Source organism: Halomonas sp. LES1 (assembly GCF_031846005.1).
In the GTDB taxonomy this organism is placed as follows: domain Bacteria; phylum Pseudomonadota; class Gammaproteobacteria; order Pseudomonadales; family Halomonadaceae; genus Halomonas.
Genome location: NZ_JAVRGC010000004.1, coordinates 41,559 through 54,168, shown reverse-complemented (window position 1 = coordinate 54,168; position 12,610 = coordinate 41,559). Strand labels below are relative to the sequence as shown.

Here is a 12,610-nt window from a genome sequence, read left to right as displayed (position 1 = left end):
GGCAGGAGCGCGTTTTCCAGGCCAGTGTCGACTAGCATGAAGCGAGGCCCGGAGCGGTCTTTTCCAGATCGATGACTCCTCCGGTGAGATTCACACCCAGCAGGCGAGGTACGGCATGAAGCAGGACACCCTCTGGTCGCTGGCGGGTTCCGCCGCGGCGGTGGCAGCCAGCATGATGGCCCGCAAGGCGGCGGACAAGGCCTACCAGAAAGAGGTTGGCGACACCCCACCGGCAAACCCCGATGAGCCCGATGTGGAGTGGCGCCAGGCCTTGCTGTGGGGTGCCGCCACCGGCGTGCTGGTGGGAGTCGCCCGGGTGGTGGGCAGGCGTGCCGGGCGCGAGGTCATGCACAGGGCACCTCGTGCCGGCAAGAAGGGGGGAGTGTTGCCCCGGCTAAAGCGCTAGCACGGGTCGAAACGCACTGGGGGAGCGGAGCATGCACAGGCCCGCCCAGGCGCCTCGCCTCGACCAACGGTTGCAAGCGATCAGTTCAGGGTTTTACCGCCTGGCTATCGCGGAAGAGAAAGTAGTCCAGAGCATCGTCGTCCTCGAGGGTCGTGGCCTGAAAGAGCATCTCCTTGATGTTCTCCAGGTGCTGCCACATCGCCTGTTTGGCGCCCGTCGAATCGCGACGGATCAGGGCCTTGAGGATGGCGTCATGATCGTCACACCAGCTATCGAGGGATTCTCGGTTGTCGATACGATCATGGAGCTTCTGCCACAGGGGATTCTTGTCGCGCTGGTACCACAGTTTCTCAACGAGATAGACCAGCACCGCGTTCTGGGTGGCCCGGGCAATTTGGATGTGAAACTGCCTGTCCCACTCGGAGTCCTGGTAGCGCCCTTCGGCGCGTCCCCGGCGGCTGATCTCCATCAGCTCGAGGATGTCGTTCTTGGTGATCTGGGCGGCGGCGAAGCCGGCGATCTGACTTTCGATGACCTGCCTCGCCTGAAGCATCTCGAAGGGGCCGGCACTCAGCGCCTCCTCCTCTTCCTCTTGAATCGGCGATGTCGGAAAGGTGGGTGCTCCGGCCAGAGAAGAAAGGACATAGATACCTGACCCCTTCCGTACTTCCACTAACCCCTCTAGCTCCAGCATGATCAGGGCCTCACGCACCACCGTGCGGCTGATATCGAGCTCTTCGGCGATGTCGCGCTCAGCTGGCAGTCGTTCTCCGACACGATACTGGCCGTCGAGGATACGCTCTCTGAGCTTGAGCCCGACCTTCTGGTAAAGACGTTTGGGTTCGGGGGTCATCATGGCTGTGTCCATAGCAAGTCGATTACGATCGTTTCGGATGTCACGCTAGCCCCAGAAGCCTCGGCAGCAGGAGGCTCAGCGAGGGCAGGAAGGTGACGGCCAGTAGCATGACGATCAGCGCCAGGTAGAAGGGCATCAGGGGCTTGATAAGGTGTTGAATCTTTACGCCCGAGACGGAGCAGCCCACGAACAGCGCACTGCCTACCGGCGGAGTACACAGACCAATGCACAGGTTGAAGACCATCATGATCCCGAAATGAATCGGGTCTATGCCCAGGTCGGTGGCGACTGGCAGCAAGATCGGCGTAAAAATCAGTACCGCAGGGGTCATGTCCATAAACACGCCCACAATGAGGAGTGTCAGGGTGATCATCAGCATGATGATAATCGGATTTTCCGAGATGCCCAGCAGGAAATCACTGATTGCGAAGGGAATGCCCGCATTGGTCATTGCCCAGGACATACCGGTGGAGAAACCGACCAGCATCAGCACTATGGAGCTGGTGACCACGGATTCCAGGATCAGAGAAGGCAGCTGACGTATGCTGACCTGACGATAGACCAGCACTGACAGAATGAAAGTATAGACAACGGCGATGGCCGAGGCTTCGGTAGCCGTGAAGACGCCCGCCAGAATGCCGCCAATGACGATGACGACCATCATCAGGCTCGGAATGGCGTCCAGCACCGCCTTGAGGACATGAGCCCGCGTTGGCTTGGGCTCCAGGGGGTAATTACGGCGTTTGGCAATGATACCGGCGGTCACCATGACCGCCAGCCCCATCAGGATGCCGGGGATATAGCCGGCCACGAAGAGTGCCGCTACCGAGACGCCACCGGCACTCAGTGAGTAGACGATTAACACGTTGGAAGGGGGGATGAGCAGTCCCGAGATGCAGGAAGAGACGTTGATGGCGGTGGAGTAGGCTGGGTCATAGCCGGCCTTCTTCTGTATAGGGGCCAGGGTGCCACCGACGGCAGCGGCAGATGCTACGGCAGAGCCTGAAATCGAGCCGAACAGCATGTTGGAGAGCACATTCACATGTCCGAGGGAACCTGGTAGCCGGCCGCCGAGCACCAGCGCCAGATTGATCAGGCGCATGGCGATTCCGCCATTGCTCATAAGGGTGCCTGCCAGAATGAAGAAGGGGATCGCCAGCAGCGAGAAACTGTCCAGGCCGGCAGCGAGCCGCTGGGCGACAACACCGATGGCGATGTCGGTGGGCATCATCATAGCGGTCGAAATGACCGTGGCGATGCCGATAGAAAAGGATACGGGAATGCCCAGAAAGACCAGCAGCAGAAAGCTCCCGAACAGGGCGATAGCGACATTGGCGTCCATCAGAGGCTCTCCTTCCGGGAATTATCAGGATTGGGTGGATGGAGGCACTTTTTGGCGTTGTCGATAACAAAGAGAGCGCTGTAGTAGATCATGAAGATTCCGCTGATAGGCAGAGCGAGATAGACATAGCCCATGGGTATCCGCATGACCGCCGATACCTGTCCACGCATCAATACCTTGTCGACGAGTTCGATGCCGCCCTGCAGAACCACGACATAGGCGAATATCAGAATGGCAAGATTAATCAGGATCTCGACCACATATCGTGGGCGACCCGCGAGACTTCCTGAGATCAGGTCGATGGAGAGGTGGCGCTGCAGGCCTACCGTATAGGCGCCGCCGAGCAGTCCGACCCACATCATCAGGAAGCGTGCTGCCTCGCTGGTAAAGGTACTGGGAGCATTGAGGACATAGCGGCTAAAGACTTGCCAGACGACACAGACCACTAGAGCGGACATCACCAGGATGCAGAAGGTACCGATGGCAAGATCCGGGGGGCGCTTCCAGGACGCGATATTCATTGAGTATCTCTCGGGATTCATGGCGGCAGAAATGACACAGGGGCGAGTCTTGGCTCGCCCCTGTCACGATCGACCCTCGGGTTATTCACCGGCGGCGAGGATACGATCGAGCAGACCTCCGTGCTGGGTGTTCGCACGGAAGTCGTCGAGCATCGGCGCGACGGCCTCCTGGAAGGGGGTCTTGTCGACCTCCACGAATGTCGCGCCCATCTCAACGGCATGGGCACGCGCCTCGGCATCCACTTCGTTCCACAGCTTCTGCTGGTAGGCCTCGGAGCTAGCCACCGCCTGCATCAGAAGCTCGGTCTGCTTCTCGTCGAGGCTGGCCAGCGTGCTGGTCGAGATCAAAAGGAAATCGGGCACCGAGGTGTGCTCATCTTCCGAGAAGTAGCCGGCCTGCTCCAGATGGCGGGTCTGCACATAGGAGGGCACATTGTTCTCGGCCCCGTCGACCACGCCCTGCTGCAGAGCGGTATAGACCTCGCCGAAGGGAATAGGCGTCGCCGAGGCACCGAGCAGCTCCATCATGCGGATGGTGGTTGGGCTATCCTGAACGCGGATTTTCATGCCCTGGAGGTCGGCGGGGCTTTCGATCGGCTTGTCGGCGTAGAAGCTGCGGTTGCCCGCTACATAGGCGCCGATGGCAACGAAACCTTTGTCCTCGGTAGACGCCATGATCTCATCACCGATTTCGCCATAGACCACCTCGTTGAAGTGGTCCTGATCATTGAACAGGTATGGCAGGTTGAACACCGAGTAGACGTCGGCAAAGGGTTCCAATGCACTGCCGGACCCCTTTGTCATGTCCAGGGCGCCATTCTGCATCAGTTCGGTGGTCTCGCGCTGACTACCCATCTGGCTGTTGGGGAAGATACGCACGGTCATGGCGCCGTCAGACAGCTCCTCGAGCTCCTCAGCCATATGTGCAAAGGCGCGATGCACTACATGCGAGGTGTCCAGGTTATGGGCAAGACGCAGGTTGGCTGACTCCACGGCCAGGGCCTGGCCGGCAGCGATCGTAAGCGGCAAGGCGAACAGCGCCTGCTTGAAGCATGATGATTGGGCCATGTGTTCCTCTCTCGTTTCTTGTCGAGGCTGGGCAAGAGCTCCGCCGCTGCGGGAGGTGGAGGCCTACCCCTGTGAGTAACCGTACTGCCCAAATCACAGAAAGGGACAGCGATGCATAAAGTGGGCTAACCAGTTATCGGTGAAAATACGACTTTAGCCTATATTTGGTGAGCCGGTGTTGACAACTGGTTGGGCCAAAATGAGTATGCCAGCATAATCCACCATCCTGGCGAAAGTGGTTAGTCACGGGTGAGTGATCCATCACAAGACTCCAAGGTGATAAGTCATGGGCCAGTTCCTGACGGACGACTTCCTGCTCGATACCGAGATGGCGCGCCGCCTCTATCATGGCCATGCCGCCGATCAGCCGATCTTCGATTACCACTGCCACTTATCCCCGGCCGATATCGCCAGTGATCATCGCTTCGCGAACCTCACCGAGATCTGGCTGAAGGGCGATCACTACAAGTGGCGGGCACTACGCTGGAATGGTGTGGCAGAGCGCCTTATCACCGGTGATGCCAGCGACCTCGAGAAGTTTAGAGCCTGGGCGGCCACCGTGCCCCAGACGTTGGGCAACCCGCTTTACCACTGGACGCACCTGGAACTGCGTCGACCGTTCGGCATCACCGACACCCTGCTGTCGAGCGAGACCGCCGATGACATCTGGGCACGGGGCAACGCCCTGCTGGCCGAGCCCGGGTTCTCGGCCCGTGGCATCCTCGAGCAGATGAAAGTGCGGATGGTGGGCACCACCGACGATCCCGCCGACGACCTGCGCCATCATGCGGCGATCGCCGCCGATGAAAGCTTCGACGTCAAGGTACTGCCTAGCTTCCGTCCCGACCGTGCCTTCAAGCTGCAGGCCGAGGGCTATGTCGAGTACCTGGACAAGCTGGGCCGTACCGCCGACGTCGAGATCACCGACATGGCTTCGCTCTATCGGGCGCTGGAGAAGCGGTTGGACCACTTCGCCACTCACGGCTGCCGGATCGCCGACCATGGCCTCGACCAGGTGGTCTACGGCGAGGCCAGCGAGCAGGAATTGAACGCCATCCTGCAGAGGCGCCTGGCGGGCCAGCTGCCCAGCGATATGGAGCAGGCCCAGCTCACCACCGCTGTGCTGGTCTTCCTGGGGCGCGAGTATCACCGCCGCGACTGGACCCAGCAGTACCATATGGGTGCGCTGCGCAATAACAGCACGCGGGGCTTCAGCGGCCTCGGCCCGGATACCGGCTTCGACTCGATCGGGGATCGCGCCATCGCCGAGCCGCTGTCGCGCCTGCTCGACGCCCAGGACCGCGACGGCCGGCTGCCGCGCACCGTGCTCTACTGCCTCAACCCTACCCACAACGAGGTGCTGGCGACCATGGCCGGCAACTTCCAGGGTGGCGGCATTCCCGGCAAGGTGCAGTTCGGCTCCGGCTGGTGGTTCAACGACCAGCTCGATGGCATGCAGCGCCAGATGACCCAGCTGGCCCAGCTCGGCCTGCTGTCGCGCTTCGTCGGCATGCTCACCGACTCGCGCAGCTTCCTCTCCTTCACCCGTCATGAATACTTCCGTCGTCTGTTGTGCCGGATGATCGGCCGTTGGGCTACCGAGGGGGAAGTGCCCAACGACGAGGCGCTGCTCGGTGAGATGGTGCGCAATATCTGCTTCGACAACGCCCGCCGCTATTTCGATATCGAAGTGTAATCGCGCAAGGAGACCGGCATGACCCAACCGACACGCGAGTCCGCCGCTACAGCGGGCAAGATCGCCATCGTCCACCTGGGGCTGGGGGCCTTCCATCGTGCCCATCAGGCGGTCTACCTGGAGCGTTACCGTCAACGTAGCGGTGACGCCGGATGGGGAGTGAGCAGCGCCAACCTGCGCTCGAGTGTCGGGCTGGTCGACGCCCTGCGTGAAGCAGATTACCGCTACCACGTGGCCGAGTATGCCGACAGCGAGACCGTCACCCTGCGTGAGGTGGGGGTGGTGGAGGAGACGCTGTTCAGTGGGCGGAGTGATGATGGCCGCTGGGGTCGCGACCTGGAGCCTATGCTGGCGCGCCTGGCCGCGCCCGAGACGCGCATCGTCACCCTGACCGTCACCGAGAAGGGCTACTTCCTGAGCCCGGCCAGCGGCGAGCTGCTCGCCGACGATCCGATGATTACCGCGGATATCGAAGCTCCCGAGGCTCCGCGCACCGCGCCCGGGATCCTGGTGGAGGCGCTGCGTCGACGGCGTGAGGCAGGAGTACCGGCGTTCACGGTGCTCTCCTGTGACAACATGCCCGACAACGGCAAGCGCACCCGGCGTGCCGTCATTCAGCTGGCCGAACGGCGTGACGCCGCCCTGGCCGAGTGGATCGCCGCCGAGGTGGCCTTTCCCTGCAGCATGGTCGACCGCATCGTGCCGGCGATGACCGAGGCCGACTTCGCGCGACTCAAGGCGCTGGGTGTCGACGATCCCAATGCGGTGGTGTGCGAGGCCTTCACCCAGTGGGTGGTCGAGGACAGCTTTCCCCAGGGTCGCCCGGCCTGGGAGCTGGACGGTGTGGAGATGGTCGCCGAGGTGGCGCCCTTCGAGACCATGAAGTTGCGCATGCTCAACGGCAGCCACTCGTTGCTGGCCTATCTGGGGGCGCTGGCCGGCATCGAGACGGTGTTCGAGGCGGTGAGTCGCGATGATCTGCGGGCGCTGCTGCGCCGCTACATGCTGGAGGAGGCCGCGCCGACCCTGGCGATGCCCGATGGAATCGACCTGACCGCCTACGCCGACCAGCTGCTGGTGCGCTTCGCCAACGACAGCTTGCGTCACCGGCTCCAGCAGATCGCCATGGATGGCAGCCAGAAGCTGCCCCAGCGCTGGCTGCAGGGCGCCTTGAGTCGACTCGAGGCGGGGCACGCCGTGCCCGGCACAGCCCTGGGCATGGCCGCCTGGATCCGCTACACCGCCGGGCATGACCTGCAGGGCCAGCATTACTCCGTCGACGACCCTCTGGCCTTACGTTTCGCCACCCTGCATGAGCGAGATGGTACGGACCCCGAGGCACTGGTGGTGGGGTTCCTGTCCATGGACGATGTGGTTCCCCCGGCGCTGGCCGCGCGGTCCGACTTCACCGAGGCGGTCGTCGCTGCCTATCACACCCTGATACACGATGGCCTGGCCGGGGCGCTCGATGCCCTGAGTCGCGGCTGATACGAGGAGAGATTCCATGGAACATACCTGGCGCTGGTTCGGGCCGAAGGATCCCATTCGCCTGGAGGAGGTTCGCCAGACCGGGGCCACCGGCATCGTGACGGCGCTGCATGAGGTGCCCAATGACCAGGTGTGGTCGGTCGAGGCGATTCGTGAGCGTAACGCGATGATCGAGGCCGCCGGGCTCAGCTGGTCGGTGGTGGAGAGCGTGCCCGTACATGAGGCAGTCAAGAAGGGCCTGCCGGCGCGTGACGAGCTGATTGCCACCTACTGTGAGACCCTGCGCAACCTGGCCGCCTGCGGCATCGATACCGTCTGCTACAACTTCATGCCGGTACTCGACTGGACCCGTACGGATCTGACCTGGGCGCTGCCGGACGGCGCCCTGGCGCTGCGCTTCGATCAGGTGGCCTTCGCCGCCTTCGATCTCTATCTGCTGCAGCGCCCTGGCGCGGAGGCGGAGTACACCGGTGCCGAGAAGAAAGAGGCCCGAGCCTATCTCGATGGACTGGATGCGCCCGGCCGGGACAAGCTGGTCAATACCCTGATCGCCGGCCTGCCCGGGGCCGAGGAGCACTACACCCTGGAGCGGTTCCGTGACGTGCTGGCCGAGTATGCCGAGATCGATGCCGAACGGCTGCGTGAGCACCTGGGATACTTCCTGCGTGCCGTGATTCCGGTGGCGGAAGAGGTGGGTATCCGCATGGCCATCCATCCCGACGATCCGCCTCGGCCTCTGCTGGGATTGCCGCGGGTCGTCTCCACCGCCGACGATGCCCAGTGGATCCTCGACGCCGTCCCCAGCCCGGCCAACGGCCTGACACTGTGTACCGGCTCCTATGGCGTGCGTGAAGACAATGATCTGGCGGACATGGCGAGGCGTTTCGGGCCGAAGATCTACTTCACCCACCTGCGCTCGACCCAGCGAGAGCAGGACCCGCGCTCCTTCCATGAGGCGCCGCACCTCGATGGGGATGTGGATATGGTGGCGGTGATTCAGGCGCTGGTCGAGGAGGAGCGTCGCCGCGAGCGAGAGGGTGGGCCGCGCCTGCCTCTGCGTCCCGACCATGGCCACCATATTCTCGATGATCAGCATCGAGATACGGCGCCTGGCTACCCGCTCTATGGCCGACTGCGTGGCCTGGCGGAGTTGCGCGGTGTCGAGGCGGCGGTGCGTCGCCTGGCTTGATTTTTCACCGTTACTCATCAGGAAGATACGGCCCCTCCGAGCCCACGGCGGGGCCGTTGTGTTCATGTCAAGGTGGGGCCGTACCGGCACGAGGAGAGAGTCAGTAATGAGAGAAATGGAACGGCACTGCGACAAGGGGCTCGTCGAGACCGGCTCGGCGCTGCTGACGGGTGTCAGCCTACCGGCGGCGGTGATTCATGAGGCGCCCCTGGCCCATAACCTGATCTGGATGCAGCGCTTCGCCGAGGCCCATGGTGCCCGACTGGCACCCCACGGCAAGACCACCATGAGCCCGACGCTGTTTCGGCGCCAGCTCGAGGCTGGCGCCTGGGGCATTACCCTGGCCACCGCGCCCCAGTGTCGGGCCGCCTTCGCCCATGGAGTGACGCGATTGCTGATGGCCAACCAGCTGGTGGGGGAGGCCAATATGGCCATGGTGGCGGGGCTGATCCAGGACGGAGCGGAGTTTTACTGCGTGGTGGACAGCGGCGACAACGTGGGTCAGCTGGGGCGCTTCTTCGCCGATCGGGGCCTGCACCTCAATGTGCTGATCGAGCTCGGTGTTCCTGGGGGGCGCTGTGGCTGCCGCAATACCGCCCAGGTCGAGGCGCTGGTGGCGGCGATCGCCGAGCAGCCCGCCCTGCGCCTGGTCGGCATAGAGGGCTATGAGGGTCTGATCGCCGGCGGCGACGAGGTCGCGGCGGTGCGTGCCTATGGGGAGCGGCTGGTCGAGACCGTCAAGGTACTGCACGGCAGCGGGGTGCTGGCGAGCGAGGCGCCCATCGTCACCGCGGCGGGCTCCCGGTGGTTCGATCTGATTGCCCAGGCCTTCGACGAGGCGGAGTTGAGGGAACACTACACACCGGTGCTGCGGCCGGGGTGCTATGTGGTGCATGACCACAGGCTCTATGCCGACGCCATGGCCGAGGTGAAGGCGCGCGACCCGCACCTCCAGGGCGAGCTGCAGCCGGCGCTGGAGGTGTTCGCCCATGTGCAGTCACTGCCCGAGCCGGGACTGGCCATCGTGGGCCTGGGCAAGCGCGATATCGGTCACGAGCCGGACATGCCGCTGCCGTTGCGGCACTATCCGCACGACACGCTCGCCACGGGGAGTGGGGCGGTGACTGCGCCCGGTAGCTGGCGCGCCACGCATATCATGGATCAGCATCTCTTCCTGACGATTCCCGAGGATGCCGAGCTCGCGGTCGGTGATGTGATCGCCTTCGGCACCTCCCACCCCTGTCTGACCTTCGACAAGTGGCGCCACCTGCTGCTGGTGGACGAGACGTTGACGGTCACGGAGTCTGTGGCGACCTGCTTCTAGGCGGCTCAGGACCCCGGCCACCCGCTCTTCAGGTGTCTGCCACCTGGCGCTGGTGAGCGCCGCCGGACAGGACCTCGAGGATATCCGGCAGCTCCTCGGCGCGCTGGATGGCCATCGCGCCATCCGGCGTCCTCTCCTCCGCCGGAAAGCGGTTGAGGTGGATGACTCGCATGCCGGCCGCCAGTCCCGCCGCTACCCCCACCGCGGCATCATCGATCACCACGCAGCGCTCTGGAGGCTGGCCCATGGCCTCGGCGGCCTTGAGGTAGAGCCCCGGGTCGGGCTTCCAGACACTCAGGGTGTAGGCGCTGTAGAGGTTGTCGCCGAAGTGGGGAGCCAGGCCGCTGCTCTCCATGGCACAACGGATCTTGCGCTCCGGGCCATTGGAGACCACCGCCTTGGGGTGGTCGACCAGCGCCTCCAGGGCCTGCGGTATCCCCTCGATGGGCCGTAGCTCGGCACGCATGCGCCGCTCCATCAGGTCACGCATCTTGCCTTCCAGTACCGGGAAGGCGCCTTCGTCCAGGGCGCCGTGGCGCTCCTCCAGGGCCTCGACGATGGTCTGGAAACGCACCCCGCGGAACGCATCCAGATATTGCCGGGCAGAGAAGGGAAGGCCGAAGGTCGGTAGGATCTCTCCCATCACCTGGGCGAGCAGGATTTCGCTGTCGACCAGGGTGCCGTCGGAGTCGAAAAGCAGGCAGAGCGGAGAAGTCATGCGGGCCTCCAAGCCTCCTCGTTGACCAGGCTGATGGGACGCTGCCCCTGTAGCGCCCGGGTGATGTTGTCCACGGCACGCTGTGCCATGGCATCCCGGGTCTCGCGAGTCGCGGAGCCGATATGCGGCAGGGCGACCACGTTGGGCATATGGGGCAGGGGGGACTCGGGAGAGAGCGGCTCCTGCTCGAAGACATCGAGCCCGGCGGCACGCACCTGACCCTTCTCCAGCGCCGCGATCAAGTCCGCCTCCCGCACCACTCGGCCGCGGGCAATATTGACGAAGATCGTCGAGGACTTCATCAGGTTGAATTCACGAGCGCCGATCAGGTGTTCGGTCTCGGCGGTCAAGGGGACGGTCACACAGATGATATCCGCCTCTTCGAGTAGCGCGTCCATCTCACGACGCTCGGCCCCCAGCTCCTGCTCCAGGGCCGGCTTGGGGGAGGCGTTGGAGTAGAGCACGCGCATGCCGAACCCCAGGGCACCGCGGCGCGCGATGGCGGCGCCGATGCGGCCGAAACCGATCATGCCCAGCGTCTTGCCGTACACATCGCTACCGAACTGTGCCTCGCCGATACTGGCCTGCCAGTCGCCGCGCCTGACGAAGTCGGCCAGTTCGACGACGCGGCGAGATGCCGCGAGTATCAGCGCGAAGCCGGTATCTGCCGTGGTCTCGGTGAGCACATCGGGCGTGTTGCAGAGCAGGATGCCGCGCCGTGTCAGCTCCTCCACCGGGATGCCGTCGTAGCCCACGGAGATAGTGGCGATCGCCTCCAGGTTCGATGCGGCATCGAGCCACTCGGGGGTGATTGCGAGCCCGCTGCCGATCAGACCATGGGCCCTGGGCAGGGCGGCGAGGAAGCCGGGGTCCTCGGCAGGGGTGGCGCCCTGACAGACCTGAACCTCGAAGCGTTCGCCGAGCTGCGCCAGCTGGGCGTCCGTCAGACGGCCATGGACCAGGATATGTTTCTTCATGCTGCACTCTCCTTGAGGTAGAGGCTTATCGTGATGGTAGCGTCGGGAGCTCGGCTTCCAGTGCCGTGAGCCGCTCGCGGCTCGGTAGACCCTCCATGTCGCCTACCACCTGTACTGCCAGTGAACCGATCAGGTTGCCACGTCGTGCGGCCTCCCGAGGCGAGCAACCGTCGAGCAGGGCACTGACCACGCCGACGGCGAAGCCGTCGCCGGCACCCACGGTGTCGATCACCTCTGCCACCTTGAAGCCGGGGATGGTCGCGCTGGCCTCCTCTCCGCCGAGGCTGCCGCGATAATAGCTGCCTTCAGGGCCCAGCTTGATGATCACGGCCTCGGCGCCCCGCTCGAGATAGTAGTCGGCGATAGCCTCGGGAGCGTCGAGGCCCGTCAGTAGGCGTCCCTCCGCAAGACCCGGCAGCACCCAGTCGCTCTGCGCGGCCAGGGAGTTAAGGGTCTCGCACATCTCGCCTTCGCTCGACCACAGGCTGGGTCGCAGGTTGGGATCGAAGGAGATAGTGGCCCCGGCGGCCCGCGCCTGCCCCAGCATATGGTGGGAGAGCTCTCGCACGCTGGGAGAGAGCGCCGGCGGGATGCCGGTGGCATGCAGATGGCGCAGCGCCGAGAAGTCGATGGCGTCTGCATCGGAAGGGGATAGATGGCTGGCGGCGCTGCCGCGACGGAAGTAGCTCACCTTCGGGTCGGCGCCGCCTTCGGCCCGCTCCTTGAACAGCAGGCCGGTGGGGTGGTCGGCGTCGACGCTCAGATGGCGACAGTCGAGCCCCTCGGCCTCCAGGGTGCGCCGGATGAAGGTGCCAAAGTCGTCGTTGCCGACACGGCTTAGCCAGCCGACGTTAAAACCAAGGCGGGCCAGGCCGATGGCGACGTTGGTGTCGGCACCGGCGATGCGGCGTTGAAAGCGCTCGGCCTCGGCCAGTTCACCGCTGGTCTCGGCGATAAACATGGTCATCGCCTCGCCAAAGGTGAGGATCTCGGGGCTGGGTGTCGAAGAGTGGCTCATGACGGGC

Annotated in this window: 12 protein-coding genes; 5 read left to right on the top strand and 7 right to left on the bottom strand. The window is 64.0% G+C overall.

Annotated features, from left to right (window positions below):
• The first annotated feature begins 115 nt into the window (after nucleotides 1-115).
• Nucleotides 116-406: a DUF4235 domain-containing protein gene (locus RM463_RS10575; protein WP_311429981.1), complete on the top strand. Its 291-nt coding sequence runs from the start codon at nucleotides 116-118 to the stop codon at nucleotides 404-406.
• Between the two features lie 85 nt (nucleotides 407-491).
• On the opposite strand, the gene RM463_RS10570 is transcribed toward RM463_RS10575, so the two are convergent.
• The 4 genes from RM463_RS10570 to RM463_RS10555 all read right to left on the bottom strand — a co-directional run bounded on the left by RM463_RS10570 (nucleotide 492) and on the right by RM463_RS10555 (nucleotide 4,193).
• The gene (locus RM463_RS10570) at nucleotides 492-1,262 is read right to left on the bottom strand and encodes a GntR family transcriptional regulator (protein WP_311429980.1); all 771 of its coding nucleotides are present in this window, start codon (nucleotides 1,260-1,262) and stop codon (nucleotides 492-494) included.
• A gap of 40 nt (nucleotides 1,263-1,302) precedes the next feature.
• The gene (locus RM463_RS10565) at nucleotides 1,303-2,604 is read right to left on the bottom strand and encodes a TRAP transporter large permease (protein ID WP_311429979.1); all 1,302 of its coding nucleotides are present in this window, start codon (nucleotides 2,602-2,604) and stop codon (nucleotides 1,303-1,305) included.
• The gene (locus RM463_RS10560) at nucleotides 2,604-3,125 is read right to left on the bottom strand and encodes a TRAP transporter small permease (RefSeq protein ID WP_311429978.1); all 522 of its coding nucleotides are present in this window, start codon (nucleotides 3,123-3,125) and stop codon (nucleotides 2,604-2,606) included. Before RM463_RS10560 ends, RM463_RS10565 begins: the two co-directional genes overlap by 1 nt.
• Before the next feature lie 81 nt (nucleotides 3,126-3,206).
• Complete coding sequence (locus RM463_RS10555; RefSeq protein WP_311429977.1) at nucleotides 3,207-4,193, bottom strand: TRAP transporter substrate-binding protein; 987 nt, start codon at nucleotides 4,191-4,193, stop codon at nucleotides 3,207-3,209.
• 286 nt (nucleotides 4,194-4,479) lie between these two features.
• Between RM463_RS10555 and uxaC the strand changes: the two genes are divergently transcribed.
• The 4 genes from uxaC (at nucleotide 4,480) to RM463_RS10535 (ending at nucleotide 9,890) form a co-directional block, all read left to right on the top strand.
• Complete coding sequence (gene uxaC, locus RM463_RS10550) at nucleotides 4,480-5,889, top strand: glucuronate isomerase (RefSeq protein ID WP_311429976.1); 1,410 nt, start codon at nucleotides 4,480-4,482, stop codon at nucleotides 5,887-5,889.
• A gap of 18 nt (nucleotides 5,890-5,907) precedes the next feature.
• Nucleotides 5,908-7,377 carry a mannitol dehydrogenase family protein gene (locus tag RM463_RS10545; RefSeq protein ID WP_311429975.1) on the top strand — a complete coding sequence of 490 codons (1,470 nt, stop codon included), beginning with the start codon at nucleotides 5,908-5,910 and terminating at the stop codon, nucleotides 7,375-7,377.
• Nucleotides 7,378-7,393: 16 nt separating this feature from the next.
• Nucleotides 7,394-8,566 carry a mannonate dehydratase gene (uxuA, locus tag RM463_RS10540; protein WP_311429974.1) on the top strand — a complete coding sequence of 391 codons (1,173 nt, stop codon included), beginning with the start codon at nucleotides 7,394-7,396 and terminating at the stop codon, nucleotides 8,564-8,566.
• Nucleotides 8,567-8,672: 106 nt separating this feature from the next.
• On the top strand, nucleotides 8,673-9,890 hold the full coding sequence (locus tag RM463_RS10535; RefSeq protein WP_311429973.1) for an amino acid deaminase: 1,218 nt from the start codon (nucleotides 8,673-8,675) through the stop codon (nucleotides 9,888-9,890).
• Between the two features lie 28 nt (nucleotides 9,891-9,918).
• On the opposite strand, the gene RM463_RS10530 is transcribed toward RM463_RS10535, so the two are convergent.
• Genes RM463_RS10530 through RM463_RS10520 form a run of 3 tightly spaced genes read right to left on the bottom strand, consistent with a single transcriptional unit; the run spans nucleotide 9,919 to nucleotide 12,603 of the window.
• Nucleotides 9,919-10,608 carry an HAD-IA family hydrolase gene (locus RM463_RS10530; protein ID WP_311429972.1) on the bottom strand — a complete coding sequence of 230 codons (690 nt, stop codon included), beginning with the start codon at nucleotides 10,606-10,608 and terminating at the stop codon, nucleotides 9,919-9,921.
• Entirely contained in the window at nucleotides 10,605-11,585 is a 981-nt protein-coding gene (locus RM463_RS10525; RefSeq protein ID WP_311429971.1) for a D-glycerate dehydrogenase, read from the bottom strand. The genes RM463_RS10530 and RM463_RS10525 overlap by 4 nt, the downstream gene beginning before the upstream one ends.
• A 25-nt stretch (nucleotides 11,586-11,610) precedes the next feature.
• Entirely contained in the window at nucleotides 11,611-12,603 is a 993-nt protein-coding gene (locus RM463_RS10520) for a sugar kinase (RefSeq protein WP_311429970.1), read from the bottom strand.
• Nucleotides 12,604-12,610: the final 7 nt, after the last annotated feature.

What these genes read in the sequence shown, in the direction of transcription:
- RM463_RS10575 (WP_311429981.1), top strand. Translation starts at nt 116, where the DNA reads ATGAAGCAGGACACCCTCTGGTCGCTGGCGGGTTCCGCCGCGGCGGTG.
- RM463_RS10570 (WP_311429980.1), bottom strand. Translation starts at nt 1,262, where the DNA reads ATGATGACCCCCGAACCCAAACGTCTTTACCAGAAGGTCGGGCTCAAG.
- RM463_RS10565 (WP_311429979.1), bottom strand. Translation starts at nt 2,604, where the DNA reads ATGGACGCCAATGTCGCTATCGCCCTGTTCGGGAGCTTTCTGCTGCTG.
- RM463_RS10560 (WP_311429978.1), bottom strand. Translation starts at nt 3,125, where the DNA reads ATGAATATCGCGTCCTGGAAGCGCCCCCCGGATCTTGCCATCGGTACC.
- RM463_RS10555 (WP_311429977.1), bottom strand. Translation starts at nt 4,193, where the DNA reads ATGGCCCAATCATCATGCTTCAAGCAGGCGCTGTTCGCCTTGCCGCTT.
- uxaC (WP_311429976.1), top strand. Translation starts at nt 4,480, where the DNA reads ATGGGCCAGTTCCTGACGGACGACTTCCTGCTCGATACCGAGATGGCG.
- RM463_RS10545 (WP_311429975.1), top strand. Translation starts at nt 5,908, where the DNA reads ATGACCCAACCGACACGCGAGTCCGCCGCTACAGCGGGCAAGATCGCC.
- uxuA (WP_311429974.1), top strand. Translation starts at nt 7,394, where the DNA reads ATGGAACATACCTGGCGCTGGTTCGGGCCGAAGGATCCCATTCGCCTG.
- RM463_RS10535 (WP_311429973.1), top strand. Translation starts at nt 8,673, where the DNA reads ATGAGAGAAATGGAACGGCACTGCGACAAGGGGCTCGTCGAGACCGGC.
- RM463_RS10530 (WP_311429972.1), bottom strand. Translation starts at nt 10,608, where the DNA reads ATGACTTCTCCGCTCTGCCTGCTTTTCGACTCCGACGGCACCCTGGTC.
- RM463_RS10525 (WP_311429971.1), bottom strand. Translation starts at nt 11,585, where the DNA reads ATGAAGAAACATATCCTGGTCCATGGCCGTCTGACGGACGCCCAGCTG.
- RM463_RS10520 (WP_311429970.1), bottom strand. Translation starts at nt 12,603, where the DNA reads ATGAGCCACTCTTCGACACCCAGCCCCGAGATCCTCACCTTTGGCGAG.